This is a genomic window from Cobetia sp. L2A1 (assembly GCF_009796845.1).
Classification (GTDB): Bacteria; Pseudomonadota; Gammaproteobacteria; order Pseudomonadales; family Halomonadaceae; genus Cobetia.
The window spans coordinates 599,956-614,709 of sequence record NZ_CP047025.1 but is presented as its reverse complement, the minus strand read 5'-3'; the positions used below and the strand labels follow the sequence as shown (position 1 = coordinate 614,709).

Genomic DNA, 14,754 nt, shown 5'->3' with positions numbered 1-14,754 from the left:
CCGTGACTCAAGCGTTCATCTACCACGAGGCAAGGGCTTGCGAACGCTACGGGACACGCTCAATGTTACACTCCAAGCCCGCCCGACACACTCGAGCACCCGACTTTCACGAGGTAGCCATGTCCGACAGTCCTGTCCAGCGTCATTATCGTGCCGATGACCCAGAATGGCACTGGCTTGAGGCGCGAGACACGCCTGAGGTAGAGACATTCCTCACCGCAGCCAATGCCGAGAGCGACAAGTGGTTCACGCCGCTGATGCCACTTGCCGATGCACTGTATACCGGCCACCTGGCACGCCGTGAACTGGCCGTCTCCAGCCTGCCGGAAGCCCTGGATCATTACGTCTACTGGAGCGAGACCGCCGCCGATGCCGATTATCCGGTGTGGTGGCGCTACCCTCTCGACGCCGATCCGGCAGATACCACGCGTCATGAATGCCTGCTCGACCTGCAAACCCTGTCACGCCACCACGATTTCGTGGAGCTGGGCGACATGTCTATCTCGCCAGACGAACAACGACTGGCGTGGACTCTGGACACCAGCGGCGACGAGGTGTTTAGCCTCAGGCTCGGAATTCTGGATGCGAGCGATAGCAACGTCCGCCAGCAAGGGCAACAAGACGAGTGCCTGCTGGAGGATATCGGCCCGGATCTTTCCTGGGCAGAAGATGGCCAGCATCTGCTATTCACGCGTTACGACAGTACTCAGCGTCCCTTCGAGATCTGGTGTCTCAACATTGAAAGTCGCCACGAGACCCTGCTGTATCGCGAAGAAGACAGCGAATTCTGGGTCGGCATGGGCAAGACCCGCTCACGCGAGTATCTGGTACTGGAAACGGCCTCCAAGGACACCAGCGAATCCTGGTTATTGCCCGCGATGACGCCTCTGGCCGAGATGATACTGGTGCGCGGCCGTGAGACGGGTGTCGAGTACGGTATCGATCACCGTCCAGGCCACTTCTATGTATTGCACAACCACAATGCTCCGCACTTCCAGCTCGATGTCGCGCCAGAAAGCGCTCCCGGCGACTGGCTGCCGTTGATTCCGACGCGCGATGAAGTGACATTGGAAGGCGTTGAGGCCTTCAGCTGGGGCGTGATGGTCGACGAACGAGATCACCGTCAGGCGCAAGCCTGGTTACGTGTCATGGAATTCGAGGATGCAGCATCAGGCCCGGATACCATCACGCGTGATGAGCGCCTGTCATTGCCCGAACAGCCGTTGAGTCAGGGGCTGGGTGACTGCCCTCACTTCGACTCACGCCGTCTACGCATTCGCGAAGAGAGCTTTACCACGCCACCCAGCTGGATAGAGCTCGACCTTGATACCGGCATACGTCATCTACTCAAGCGTCAGACGGTGCATGGTGATCTCGCACCCGATGCGCTGATCAGTCGCCGCCTTTGGGCCACCTCTGCTGATGGCGAACAGGTACCTGTCTCGGTGGTGATGCGCCGTGATCTGTGTGATGCAGAAGGTCGGCCGTTCTCTCCACTGCCGGTGCTGCTGTATGGCTACGGCGCCTATGGCGAAACGCTGGACCCGTGGTTCTCGATTGGACGCCTTGAGTTGCTGACGCGGGGTGTGGCCTTCGCAGTCGCGCACGTGCGCGGTGGCGGTGATCGCGGTGAGCCCTGGTATCTGGCCGGCAAGCTTGAGCACAAGGAAAACAGCTTTCACGACTTCCTCGCCGCCCGTGATGCGCTGGTCGAGCAAGGCGTCGGCGCGGCAGAACGCATTGCCGCCTATGGTGCCAGCGCGGGGGGACTGCTGGTGGGTGCCAGCCTCAACAAGCGCCCGGAGGCCTTCTGTGCCGCCGTGCTCGACGTACCGTTCGTCGATGTGCTGCGCACCATGGAGAATCCCGAGCTACCGCTGACGACCGCCGAGTACACCGAGTGGGGCAACCCGCACGAGAGCGAGGCACGTCGCCGTATTCGCGCCTACTCGCCGCTGGACAACCTGACGGCAGCCCCTTATCCGCCGCTGTTCCTGCAGGGCAGTTGGCATGATACGCGAGTGCCCTACTGGGAGCCGGCCAAGCTGTATGCGCGCCTGCGTCAGATGGACTGCACGCCGCATCCGGTGCTGCTGCGCACCGACATGAGCTCTGGCCACGGTGGCGCCTCCGGCCGCTTCAAAGCGTGGCGCGACAATGCCCGCCAGGATGCTTTCCTGCTATGGGCGCTCGGTGCAAGTGACGTCAGCTGACGCCGTTGTCATGAAAGTCACGCAAGACAAGTAGCCACGTAATATGACAATGCCCCCGTCGGTGTCCCGACGGGGGCATTGATGTTTCAGTCAATGATCATCTTTGCCAATAAATGGCTACCATTGTCTGAGCCTGCGCAGCGACCTGTACAGAATGCTTAGCGCGGATCGAGCTTGGCAAGCTTGGTCGCGACCCGATCACCGTAGTCGGCATCTGCCTGACGCAAGTGAGCGATCATCTTGTCCTGCACGACGTGGCTGACACCCACCATGGTGCCGGAGATGACGTCGGTGATACGCGTCTTCTGGCCTTCATCGAAGATACGGTACAGATTACCGGCCTGGCTGTAGTTATCTTCATCACTGTTGTCGTGATAGCCGACCCAAGCATCCTGTTCAAGCGGCATTGCTGGCTCAGCAACGCTGGCATCAGGCACCGGCGCACCCTGCTCAGCACGCTCGTTCGGATAGAAGTTGGTGCGGGAATACTGCCCGCCTTCCTTCGTTTCTCCCGGTGTGCCTTGACCCGCCTGGCCACCCAACGGGCCACCACCGTGACCTGTCACTGGGCACATGCCAGCCATGACGCCATCACGCTGGTAGTGATTGACCGGGCAGACTGGACGGTTGACCGGCAGCTGCTCGGCATTGGCACCGACGCGATAACGATGTGCATCGGCGTAGGCCCATAGACGCGCCTGCAACACACGGTCCGGTGAGGCACCGATACCCGGTACGAAGTTGGACGGCGAGAAGATGGCCTGCTCGATTTCCGCGAAGTAGTTCTCCGGGTTGCGGTTCAGCTCCATCTTGCCGATTTCCATCAGCGGGAAGTCAGCATGTGGCCAGACCTTGGTCAGGTCGAACGGGTTGATGTGATAGTTGCGTGCCTGCTCTTCGGTCATCACCTGGATGTTGACGGTCCAGCTCGGACGCTCGCCACGCTCAAGACGTGTGAACATATCATTCTGGTGAAAGTCTGGCGCAACCTGTGCCGCTTCGTCATCGGTCAGTGTCTCGTGGCCCTGATCGGTCTTGAAGTGCCACTTGACCCAGACACGCTCACCGTTGTCATTCCACAGGCTCAGCGTATGCGAGCTAAAGCCGTCCATGGTGGTCAATGACTTCGGAATACCGCGATCGGACATCAGGATGGTGACCTGGTGCAGCGCCTGCGGATGGTTGGCCCAGAATTCCCAGCGATTCTGCCAGTTGACCATGTTGGTACGCGGGTCTTTCTTCTGGGTATGGATGAAGTCAGGGAACTTGGACGGCTCGCGGATGAAGAACACCGGCGTATTGTTGCCGACCATGTCCCAGTTGCCTTCCTCGGTGTAGAACTTGAGAGAGAAGCCACGTACATCGCGGGTGTTGTCACCGCTGTCCTGGCCACCGGCCACGGTGGAGAAACGCGCCAGCATCGGCGTCTGCTTGCCAACGCTCTGCAGGAAGCGTGCGATGGTCAGATCTGACAGGTCACGGGTCAGGGTAAAGGTACCGTAAGCCGCTATACCACGAGCATGAACGACACGCTCCGGAATGCGCTCGCGGTTGAAATGCGCCAGCTTCTCGAACAGGCGCCAGTTGTCGAAGGTCAAGGAGCCATTCGGGCCGGCTGTCTGACTGATGTCATCGTGAGGCACCGGGGCGCCGTTACCAGTGGTATAGCGTGGGGTCTGGGACATGTAGACGTTCTCCTGTCAGGTAGAAAAAAGCGCTATCAAACTCGACTGGCAAGGCCAGATACTGCTGATGTCACATTTTCATGCGCTGCTTGATGTGAAAGCCTGCAGCCCATTGTCGAATCGGATCGGGGCCGATGCCTGCCCGGCATGTGCTGGCTTATGGCCCCTTGATGCCTTCTTACCTTACGCATCTGATGCTTCTAGCGATAATCAATTACCAGCATGCTGTTGATAACCGTGACCTATCACCGCCGCTTGCGGGGCAGCCAGCACTATACCCCGTCGAGAGGAACACGACCCTGGTATCGCCAACCCTATTTTCACCTTTCTCCGCCACCCCATCTTCACGTGCGGAAATGACCGCATCATGACCATGAAAAAGCCCCCTGACCTTCAAAGGTCAGGGGGCTTGGTGGGTCACATCATACCTCGTGGGGCGCTAGCGCCTCATGCTGGCATCTGATTGGCGCGTGAATCACGTGACCATATGCGGTGCGACATCATGGCATCGCGAAGCGGCAGGCTGGCAGCCAGGACGTCACCGACCAGAATGACACCCTCTTCTTCCGGGATACCGGCCTTGGCCAGCAGTTCACGGCCTTCTGAAATGGCCAGAATCGGCTTGAGATGCTTGTAGGCTTCCTGAACATAGTAGAGCCCGAGCCCTGAAGCGCTCAGCGCCTTGACACTGTCTTCACCACCAGCGACGACCACGGCGTCCACTGTGACCGACGGCATGCCATTGAGCATCGCATCCGGCGACAGCATGCTGCCGTCCAGAGCCTTGATCGGCGCCATGCTGGGCGCGATCAACAGCCCCTCGGCCCCTTCATCGGCCAACTGCTTCTTGATGCCATTGACGTCCTCGACCGCGACACCATTCGCCGCGAGGATGGCAACCTTGCGCGTGGCGATGGAGTCCGGCAGGCGAGCCATCAGGCTGAGGGCTGAATCGCTTTCCACCTGACTGCTGCCCAGCTCACCCGCGGGTGCTGGCTTGGCTGTCGGGGTGGCTACCCCGTGGTTTTCTCCTACGCGACGCGCCAGTTCCAGATCGATATTGGGCAGGATCTCGGTGATCACTCGCTCACGAATCCACGGACGCTCGACCTTGGAAAGCTCGAAGGTATAGGCGGCAATGATGTGTTCCTTCTCCACGTCAGTCTGGCTATTCCAGAACAGCGTGGCCTGGGAATAGTGATCGCCGAAGGACTCACTGCGCGCACGTACCTTGTGCGCTTCAATGCGCTCATGGTGAGGTTCGAAGCCACCGTGGGCATCTTCAGACGGCGGTGTCTCGGACGGCCAGCCACCATCGATGGAGTTGGGCTCGTAGGATGCCTGACCCGTATTGATGGTCTGGCGATGCTGAGCATCACGCTGGTTGTTGTGGAACGGGCAGACCGGCTGATTGATGGGGATCTCGTGGAAGTTCGGCCCCCCAAGACGCAGCATCTGGGTATCGAGATAGGAGAACAGCCGCCCCTGCAGCAGCGGGTCATTGGAGAAGTCGATACCCGGCACAATGTTGGCCGGATTGAATGCCACCTGCTCGGTCTCCGCGAAGAAATTGTCCGGGTTGCGGTCCAGCACCATCTTGCCGATCGGCACGACAGGCACCAGCGATTCCGGGATCAACTTGGTCGGATCCAGGATATCGAAGTCGAAACTGTGCTCGTCCTTTTCCTCGACGACCTGGATGCCAAGTTCCCATTCCAGCGGCGCGCCTTTCTTGATGTCGTCCCACATCATGCGGCGATTGAAGTCCGGGTCGCGGCCCCACAATTTCTGAGCTTCATCCCAGATGAGTGAGCAGGTACCGGCCACCGGCTTCCAGTGAAACTTGACGAAACGCGAGACACCCTCGCGGTCTATCATGCGGAAGGTATGCACGCCAAAGCCTTCCATGTTGCGGAAATGGCGCGGGAAGGCGCGATCCGACATGGTCCACAGCACGGTGTGTGTCGTTTCCGGCACCAGCGAGACAAAGTCCCAGAAGGTGTCGTGGGCTGATTGCCCCTGAGGTATCTCATTGTGAGGCTCCGGCTTCACCGCGTGCACGAAGTCCGGAAACTTCATGGCGTCCTGGATGAAGAACACCGGGATGTCGTTGCCGACCAGATCCCAGTTACCGTCGTCGGTATAGAACTTGGTCGCGAAGCCACGGACATCGCGCACGGTGTCGTTGGAACCACGCGCACCCTGCACGGTGGAAAAGCGCACGAAGACTGGCGTCTTCTTCGACGGGTCACGGAACACGCCTGCCTTGGAGTACTTGGCAGCGTTGTCATAGGCCTGGAAGTAGCCGTGCGCCGCAGAACCTCGCGCATGCACGATACGCTCAGGGATGCGCTCGTTGTCGAAGTGATTCATCTTCTCGCGGAAGATGAAGTCCTCCATCAGGGTCGGGCCACGCTCACCCGCTTTCAGCGAATTGTGGTTATCCGCGATTCTCAACCCTTGATTGGTCCGCAGGTCATGCCCTTCGGCATTGGAGCGATACTTGTCCAACCCCTCATCCTTTGCCTGACCATCACCTGCATTGGGGTGCGTGTCATGCGGCCCATTGCGGTTGGAATAGGTATACGGGTTTTCACCGTCAGCAGACCGGTTCTGCCCATCATGATACGGGCACTGGTTGCTGTCGGCATCAGACGAGGACTTGGGATCTTTCGCTGAATGTGAGGAAGAATCGTTCTGATTGCTCGCCATGCTCAAACACTCCTGTTTTCGCTAGATCCGCAATCCGCCATGCCACATGACGGAGGAAGGATGACTCGGCCTTCATGTGCCTCATTTCCGTGACGGCTTTCCCCTGTCGTAGCAATGACAGAGAGTCAGGCGCAGTGACGCAAACGAAGCCCTGCCATTTTACCGGTACCTATCCAGACACCGGATGTTACATCGCTTCAGACCTCTGGCTCGGAGGATGGCCCCGAACGTGTCCTCATGCCTTGGACTTGACCTTAGAGACGATCCACAGCAACACCACTGCCCCGACGACCGAGACAACCAATGAGCCGATGATGCCAGTGGAGGCCAGCCCCAATAGCTTGAAGATCACGCTACCGAGCAAACCGCCGACTACACCGACGACGATATTGCCAAGGATGCCGAAGCTGCCACCACGCATGATGTTGCCTGCAATCCAGCCGGCCAGACCACCGATGATTAATCCAAGAATAATACCCATCTACTGTCTCCTTCTTGCTGATGAAAGGGCTCTAAGTACCTATTTACCACTTCATTGGAGACGGTGCCCCTGAATTAAAAGGGGTGAAACCTCAACTCTTCAAAACGAGGACCCGGGTTGACGCAAGAAAGCGACCTCTTCCGGCGTGGAGGTACGACCCAAAATACCGTTGCGGTGCGGATAGCGGCCGAATCTACGCACGATGTCCGCATGACGTCGCTCGTAGCGCAGATTTTCCTCAAGACCTGCACGCTCGAAGAGTCGTTCGGCCGCATCGTGGATACGCACCGACTCGCTATGCATCCACGGCATGATCACGAAGGGCTGCCAGGCCACTGGGAGCTGCTCGAGATCCCCCGAGGCGACCGCCTGCTGAGAGAGTGCCAATGCCAGAGCATCGCCCTGAAAGGCCTGGGGCGTATCACGATGGATATTGCGGGAAAACTGATCCAGCACGAGGATCTCCGCCAACCGTCCACCAGACGACGTGCGCCACTCCCATAGCTCACACGCCAGTGCACGCTGCAGACACTCGTCAAAGCGCTGACGAATGGTGGTATCCAACGCCTCACTCTTGCGAAACCAATCCTTGGTCGTCAGTTCGACGAACCAGAACTTCAATATGCCGCGCGCCTCTTCGTGACACTCCGCCATCAACTGCGCGTACTGTGCAGGGGCTTCGCAATCAACAGTAGAGACGGTTGAGGGACTGACTCGGGAATTCGACATGCAACCTCCAGCAGAAGCATCGATACCGCGGAACAGGAGATAGCCCACAGGGCCATCTGCAATGACAGGCGACATCATGGTGTCGCTCAGCCTTCGTTAAATGCGCATCATCATGGCGCTGACACCTTTTCGTCATCTTGAGCGGCGACAGTAGCGGCTCTCAAGAGCGCCGTCCGCTGCTCTCCTGACATCTGGTTGAACACAAGGAAGCTTACATGTCCCGCCGCCTGTCTGACTTACTCCTGCCGCGCAACCGAAATGCTACGCGCCCGCCCGAGACGCTCACCACTCCGGCCACGACGACGGGCGAACTCTCGCGCATGGATCGCCGCAAGCTGTTGGCCCGTGGTCTGCAAGGGGCAGGATTCGGCCTGCTGGCGACCAGTGGCCTGCTGGGCGCACCTTCCATCGTGATGGCGGAAGGACGCCGCCCGCGCATGCCGTCCGGCGTGATGAGTGGTGATATCACCGCCAGCCGCGCCATGCTCTGGAGCCAGACTGACAAGCCGTCACGCATGTTGATCGAGCTGGCCGACAATGCCGAGATGCGCGGTGCCTTCCAGGTACGCGGCCCGGTAGCACTGCCGACGGATGGCCTGACCAGCAAGCTGGACCTGACGCGCATCGGGACGCGTGCCAATGCACAGGGTGAGGTGTTCTATCGCGTGCGCTATGCCGCACTGGACGATCACAAGGCCATCAGCGAGGCGACCTCTGGCCGCCTGATCCTGCCGCCGAGTGCCCAGAAGCCGCGTGCGCTGCGCTTCGTGTGGTCTGGCGATACGGTCGGCCAGGGCTGGGGCATCAATCCGGACTTCGGTGGCCTGCGTCTCTATGAGACCATGCGTCAGGTCAAGCCGGACTTCTTTCTGCATTCCGGTGACACCATCTATGCCGATGGCCCTGTCGAGGAAAGCGTCACTCAGCATGATGGTAGCCTCTGGCGCAACATCGTCACGCCGGCCAAGTCCAAGGTCGCCGAGACACTGGATGAGTACCGTGGCCAGTACGCCTACAACCTGATGGATGAAAACCTGCGCCGCTTCAATGCCGACGTGCCGATGTTTGCGCAGTGGGATGATCACGAGACCACCAACAACTGGTACCCGGGGGAAATTCTCGAGGATGACCGCTACACCGAGAAGAATCTCGATGTGCTGTCCGCCAATGCCAAGCGCGCCTTCCTCGAGAACATGCCGCTGCGTACCCACCCTGATGCGCCAGAGCGCATCCACCGCAACTTCAGCTTCGGGCCGGGTCTTGAGATGTTCATGCTCGACATGCGCACCTTCCGCGGGCCCAACTCCGCCAACCGCCAGTCAGGCCGTGGGCCGGAAACCGATTACCTGGGCCGTGATCAGCTCGCATGGCTCAAACAATCTCTCAAGGCCAGCACCGCCACCTGGAAGATCATTGCCTCTGACATGCCGATCGGGCTGCTGGTACGTGATGGCGACAACTTCGAGAACGGTGCCAACGGCGATGGTGAGGTGTTGGGACGCGAGCAGGAAGTCGCGGAACTGCTGAAATTCGTGCGTGATCACGACATCCAGAACCTGGTGTGGTTGACGGCGGATGTTCACTACACCGCTGCGCATCACTACTCCCCCGATCGCGCCGTGTTCAAGGACTTCAATCCGTTCTGGGAATTCGTCAGTGGTCCGATACACGCCGGCACCTATGGCCCCGGTGAGCTGGACAATACCTTCGGCCCGTCACTTGAATTCGTGAAGGCGCCACCGGAAGGTCGCTCCAACATGTCACCTAGTGAAGGCTTCCAGTTCTTCGGCCAGGTGGATCTTGATCCGGAGAGTGAAGCACTGACCGTCACGCTCAAGGACATTCACGGTGCCTCGCTCTATCAGCAGGTGCTGACACCGGCAGGCGCGATGGCCTGATGACACGCCGGCAGCCTTGCCGCTGAAGCGCGATATCGTACGGCACTCCCTTGGCGCCCCGCCTCCATCATGTCCCTTCGACGTGATGGAGGCGGGGCGTTTTCATGGTGACATCGCCCCCATAAGCGCCGTCTGGCTATGTCTGCACAAATCAGACAATTGCCGAAAAATGTCCGACAAATTACTAATGGTGAGCGTGCAAGGTATCCCCGACACTGACCGGTACGCCTTGCTCTCCCATTTCTCTGAAATCTCATCTCGATACGCCGCGCCAACGGTGAGATGAAGACAACGCGGAAGGGTGTGAAGCGAAAACAGGCCTCCGAGCCCTGTTCCATAAGGATAAAATGCCATGAACGCCCTCACCCTGAGCTCCTTCGTGTTCTTCACGGGGCTGGTCGCCGTCATTACCTGGTGGCTGACTCGACGTGATGATACCCGCCATTCCACCGACTACTTTCTCGCTGGACGCAGTCTGACCTTCCCGATCATCGCAGGCTCGCTGCTGATGACCAATCTGTCCACCGAGCAGATGGTCGGCCTCAACGGAGCCGCCTTCACCGACGGCCTCTCCGTGATGGCCTGGGAAGTGGTGGCAGTCGTGTCACTGGTGGCGATGGCGATGTTTTTCCTGCCACGCTTCCTGAAAAGCGGCATCACCACCCTGCCGGAATTATTGGCCCTGCGCTTTGATCGCACTACCCAGTTGCTCGCCAACCTGATCTTCATGCTGGCCTACGCCATTATCCTGTTGCCGAGCATTCTCTACTCCGGCGCGCTGGGGCTGATGGGCGTGCTGGATCTGCATGCTCTGACCGGCATCGACTCCCAGATGGTGCTGCTGACCGGCACCGTGATTGCCGTCGGCATCGCCGGCGCTATCTATGCCCTGTTCGGCGGCCTGCGATCGATCGCCATCTCTGACACCCTCAACGGTATCGGATTGCTGATCGGCGGCATGATCATCGTCTACTTCGGGCTGGATCGCGTCAGTGACGGCAACGGTATCGCCGCTGGCTGGGAGATTCTCAAGCAAAGCCATCCCGAGAAGCTCAACTCGCTTGGTAGCGCTGATCAGTCAGTGCCGGTCTCGACGCTGTTCACCGGGGTGCTGCTGCTCAACATGTTCTACTGGTGTACCAACCAGCAGATCATTCAACGCACGTTTGCCGCCAAGACACTGGCCGAAGGTCAGAAAGGCGTGCTGCTGACCGGTGCACTCAAGCTACTCGGCCCGCTGTATCTGGTGCTGCCAGGCATCATCGCCTTCCAGCTCTATTCAGGTGACGGCATCAAGGCTGACGCTGCCTATGGTCGCCTGGTCTTCGATGTACTCCCCGCACCGCTGACCGGCTTCTTTGCCGCCGCGATGGTCGGCGCAATTCTGTCGTCCTTCAACTCAGCGCTCAACTCCACAGCGACGCTGTTCAGTCTCGATGTCTACAAGGCACGCATCAATCGTGATGCCAGCGACGAGCAGGTCGTGAAGATCTCCAAGTGGGCCGGTTGGATCATGGCGGCCGCCGCGATGGTTATCGCGCCGCTGCTGGCCAATCAGGAAAGCCTGTTCGTCTATGTACAGAAAGTGAACTCCATCTATTACATTCCGCTGCTATCCGTGATCGTGGTCGGCCTGATTTCCAAGCGCGTACCTGCTATCGCAGCCAACCTGGCACTAGTATTGGGCTGTGTGATCATCGGCATGTTCTACTTCGTGCCGGCTCTGGCCGCCTTGGTCGAGAACATCAATAACTTCCACTTTATCGCCATCGTACTCATCGTACTCATCGCAATGATGATGGTGATCGGCAAGCTGGCACCACGTACCGAACCGTGGATTCAGAAAGATGTCGGCGCCATCGACATGACACCTTGGGCAGGCACCCGTGTTGCCAGTGTCATTCTGCTGATACTGGTCATGACCATCTATCTGGCCTTCGCTGGCTAACGAGTACCGTCACTCCATCAACATGCTCTCCATCTTCAGCGCCCTGTCATCTTTACCGATGGCGGGGCGCTGGCGTTAGTCAGGTGACGGTTATCCATCATTGAATACGCGACGCCGGCACGTTTCCGTAAACATCCGCAACTTCGCTACCCACTTCACCCCCAAAATCTGACGGGATACATCATGGGAACGTTTCAAAGGCTGATTACGCGGGAAATGTCAGTATAAAACCAACGTATTATCTACAAATGGCGGATAGCAAGATCGCAGCAGATACCTACACTATCGCCAGACTTACCGTAAATGTTACCGGTGAGTCTCTTCAAGGACGATGGCACAGCCTGCTGTGTGCATTGTATAGACACTGCCTGACTGACGATATTGCAGCGCATTGCGTTGTAGCAGTCTGGCATCAAGGAACCCTCTCTCATGCATGCCCTGACACTCATATCATTCGTGTTCTTCACTGGCCTGGTCGCACTGCTGACCTGGTGGTGGACGCACCGCGATGATACCTCGCATTCCACCGGCTACTTTCTGGCCGGGCGTAGCCTGACCTTCCCGCTGATTGCGGGTTCCTTGCTGATGACCAATCTTTCCACCGAGCAGATGGTCGGCCTCAACGGCGCTGCCTTTACCGATGGTCTATCGGTGATGGCATGGGAAGTCATGGCCGTTATCGCGATGGTCGTGATGGCGCTGTTCTTCCTGCCACGGTTTTTGAAAAGTGGTATCACCACGCTTCCTGAACTGCTCGCCTTGCGTTATGGCCGCAGTACCGAGCTGATCACCAACCTGATATTCCTGTTTGCCTACGCCGTCATCCTGCTACCGATCATTCTCTATTCGGGCGCCATCGGCCTGAAAGGCATGCTCGACCTCCCCACCCTGACAGGCATCAGCTCACCCAACGCACTGCTGTGGATCACCATCTGGATCGTGGGCATCATCGGCTCCATCTATGCCCTGTTCGGTGGCATGCGCTCAATCGCCATCTCCGATACGCTGAATGGCGTGGGACTGTTGATCGGCGGCATGCTGATCGTCTATTTCGGCCTTGATGCTGTCAGTGACGGCCAGGGCGTGATGGCTGGCTGGGATACGCTGGTTGCTGCCAATCCGGAAAAATTCAATTCCATGGGCAGTGAAGATCAGTCGGTGCCCTTCTCGACCCTGTTCACCGGTGTGATGATCATCAACTTCTTCTACTGGTGTACCAACCAGCAGATCATCCAGCGCACCTTTGCCGCCAAGACCCTGGCAGAGGGCCAGAAAGGCGTGCTGCTGACCGGCGCCCTCAAGCTGCTCGGCCCGCTATATCTGGTGATTCCAGGCATTATCGCCTATCACCTGTATGCCTCTTCCGGCGTCAAGGCGGACAGCGCTTACGGACAGCTGGTGTTCGATGTGCTGCCTGCACCGCTGACCGGTTTCTTTGCTGCCGCGATGGTCGGGGCGATCCTGTCGTCCTTCAACTCAGCGCTGAACGCCACCACCACGCTGTTCTCCACCGGCATCTACAAGGCGCATCTTCGTCGCGATGCAAGCGACGAAGAAGTGGTCAAGGTCTCCAAGAGCTTTGGCTGGGTACTGGCGATTGCTTCCATGACGCTGGCGCCGCTATTGGCCGGTCAGGAGAGTCTGTTCGGCTATTTGCAGAAGATGAATGCCATCTACTTCATCCCGATCTTCGCCGTCGTGCTGATGGGCCTGCTGACCCGCCGCGTGCCGACGATTGCTGCCAACCTCGCCCTCTTCATCGGCTGCACCGTGATTGGAGGGGTCTACTTCGTGCCGGCCTTCTCTGGCGTGCTGGATAGCATTCATGAGTTCCACTTCGTCGGTCTGGTGTTCGTGCTGCTGATTGCAATGATGCTGATCATCGGCAAGCTGGCACCACGTGAAGAGCCGTGGATTCAGAAGGATGTCGGTGCCATCGACATGACGCCGTGGAAAGGCGCCAAAGTCTGCGCGCTGGTTCTCGTCGTGTTGGTCATCGCCATCTATCTGGCCTTTATCTAACGCTGAGACCTGCTTCACACACTGGCGATTCTCACGAAATCGTCAGCAAATGCGTAAACGCCCCGCATTGTCTCTTCAGACATGCGGGGCGTCGTGTTTCAGGAGTCTGTTTGAGGCATGCTGAAAGCTTCCCTAAACAGCAAAGAGTCTGTTCATGCCCTTTCTGTCACGCCTCGCCATCTTTCCGCTCTGCATACGCTGGCAACTATGGCTCGTGCTATTGGTCACCTTGCCGGCAACGACCACCAGTCAAGCCGCCGAGCGCTGGCAGCGTACCGATGTGCTGATCTCAAGCTTCATGAAGGTGGCACTCAAGCGCGAATATCGCCCCGGGGTCAGTGCCCCACTGGTGCGCTGGCAGGTACCCATCAAGGTGAACATCGACTCCCAGCTGGGCAATACACGCCTGCAGGATACGCTCAGCAAGGTGCAATTCCGACATCTGTCCGTCATCACCGGCCAACCGCTCAGCTTTGTCTCCTCAGCCAAGGAGGCCAATCTGCGCATTGCCTTCATTTCCTACCATCACATGACTCGAGAAGCCGCCGCCTATGTCGGGAAGCAGCAGGCCAGCACTCCGGGCATGCGCAAGGCATTGCGTGAAGGGGTATGCCTGACACTGTTCAAGACAGCCGAGGACCACAGCATCAATAGCGGCCTTATCCTGATACCTGCAGATTTTGCCCGCCAGAAGGCACGCCTGGTGGACTGCGTCGTCGAGGAAACCGCCCAGATAATGGGTCTGCCCAATGACTCAGACGATGTCTATCCTTCCGTCTTCAGTGACGTCAGTGTCGATACCTGGCTGAGTCCGCTGGATTACGTGCTGCTCAAGATGCTGTACTCCCCGGCACTCTCGGCAGGCATGAGTTCAGCTCAAGTTCGTGCTGCACTTCCGGGCGTCATTCAATCGCTGGCAGCCCAGGGTGACCTGACCCACGCCATTCGACGAGTGCGCAAGGGCAGCCTGCGCGAATGGGCAGGAGAATGATCACGCCATCACACGGGTGATCTCTGGCGAATGGTTGCATTGCCCGCCATGGGCAGAGGCATAATCAATGGGGGC

9 protein-coding genes are annotated in these 14,754 nt (G+C 58.6%); 5 read left to right on the top strand and 4 right to left on the bottom strand.

Features of this window, described 5'->3' with window-relative positions; genetic code table 11:
- The first annotated feature begins 119 nt into the window (after positions 1–119).
- Positions 120–2,213, top strand: a complete 2,094-nt coding sequence (locus tag GQR90_RS02670; RefSeq protein WP_158772773.1) for a S9 family peptidase — start codon at positions 120–122, stop codon at positions 2,211–2,213.
- Between the two features lie 158 nt (positions 2,214–2,371).
- Here GQR90_RS02670 and GQR90_RS02665 read toward each other — a convergent pair whose 3' ends face one another.
- The 4 genes from GQR90_RS02665 to GQR90_RS02650 all read right to left on the bottom strand — a co-directional run bounded on the left by GQR90_RS02665 (position 2,372) and on the right by GQR90_RS02650 (position 7,820).
- Entirely contained in the window at positions 2,372–3,898 is a 1,527-nt protein-coding gene (locus GQR90_RS02665) for a catalase (protein ID WP_158772772.1), read from the bottom strand.
- A gap of 447 nt (positions 3,899–4,345) precedes the next feature.
- Positions 4,346–6,610: a catalase HPII gene (gene katE / locus GQR90_RS02660; RefSeq protein WP_158772771.1), complete on the bottom strand. Its 2,265-nt coding sequence runs from the start codon at positions 6,608–6,610 to the stop codon at positions 4,346–4,348.
- Positions 6,611–6,845: 235 nt separating this feature from the next.
- Positions 6,846–7,091 carry a GlsB/YeaQ/YmgE family stress response membrane protein gene (locus GQR90_RS02655; protein ID WP_043333988.1) on the bottom strand — a complete coding sequence of 82 codons (246 nt, stop codon included), beginning with the start codon at positions 7,089–7,091 and terminating at the stop codon, positions 6,846–6,848.
- A 99-nt stretch (positions 7,092–7,190) separates the two neighbouring features.
- A complete protein-coding gene (locus GQR90_RS02650; RefSeq protein WP_325064284.1) occupies positions 7,191–7,820 on the bottom strand; it encodes a DUF924 family protein in 630 nt (209 codons plus the stop codon).
- 215 nt (positions 7,821–8,035) lie between these two features.
- On the opposite strand from GQR90_RS02650, the gene GQR90_RS02645 reads away from it, so the two are divergent.
- The 4 genes from GQR90_RS02645 to GQR90_RS02630 all read left to right on the top strand — a co-directional run bounded on the left by GQR90_RS02645 (position 8,036) and on the right by GQR90_RS02630 (position 14,679).
- Complete coding sequence (locus GQR90_RS02645; RefSeq protein ID WP_233266401.1) at positions 8,036–9,718, top strand: alkaline phosphatase D family protein; 1,683 nt, start codon at positions 8,036–8,038, stop codon at positions 9,716–9,718.
- A 352-nt stretch (positions 9,719–10,070) separates the two neighbouring features.
- Positions 10,071–11,666 (top strand): solute:sodium symporter family transporter, encoded by a 1,596-nt coding sequence (locus GQR90_RS02640; protein ID WP_158772770.1) that lies wholly within the window; start codon positions 10,071–10,073, stop codon positions 11,664–11,666.
- 429 nt (positions 11,667–12,095) lie between these two features.
- Complete coding sequence (locus tag GQR90_RS02635) at positions 12,096–13,688, top strand: solute:sodium symporter family transporter (RefSeq protein WP_158772769.1); 1,593 nt, start codon at positions 12,096–12,098, stop codon at positions 13,686–13,688.
- 154 nt (positions 13,689–13,842) lie between these two features.
- A complete protein-coding gene (locus GQR90_RS02630; protein ID WP_158772768.1) occupies positions 13,843–14,679 on the top strand; it encodes a DUF2927 domain-containing protein in 837 nt (278 codons plus the stop codon).
- Positions 14,680–14,754 lie beyond the last annotated feature (75 nt).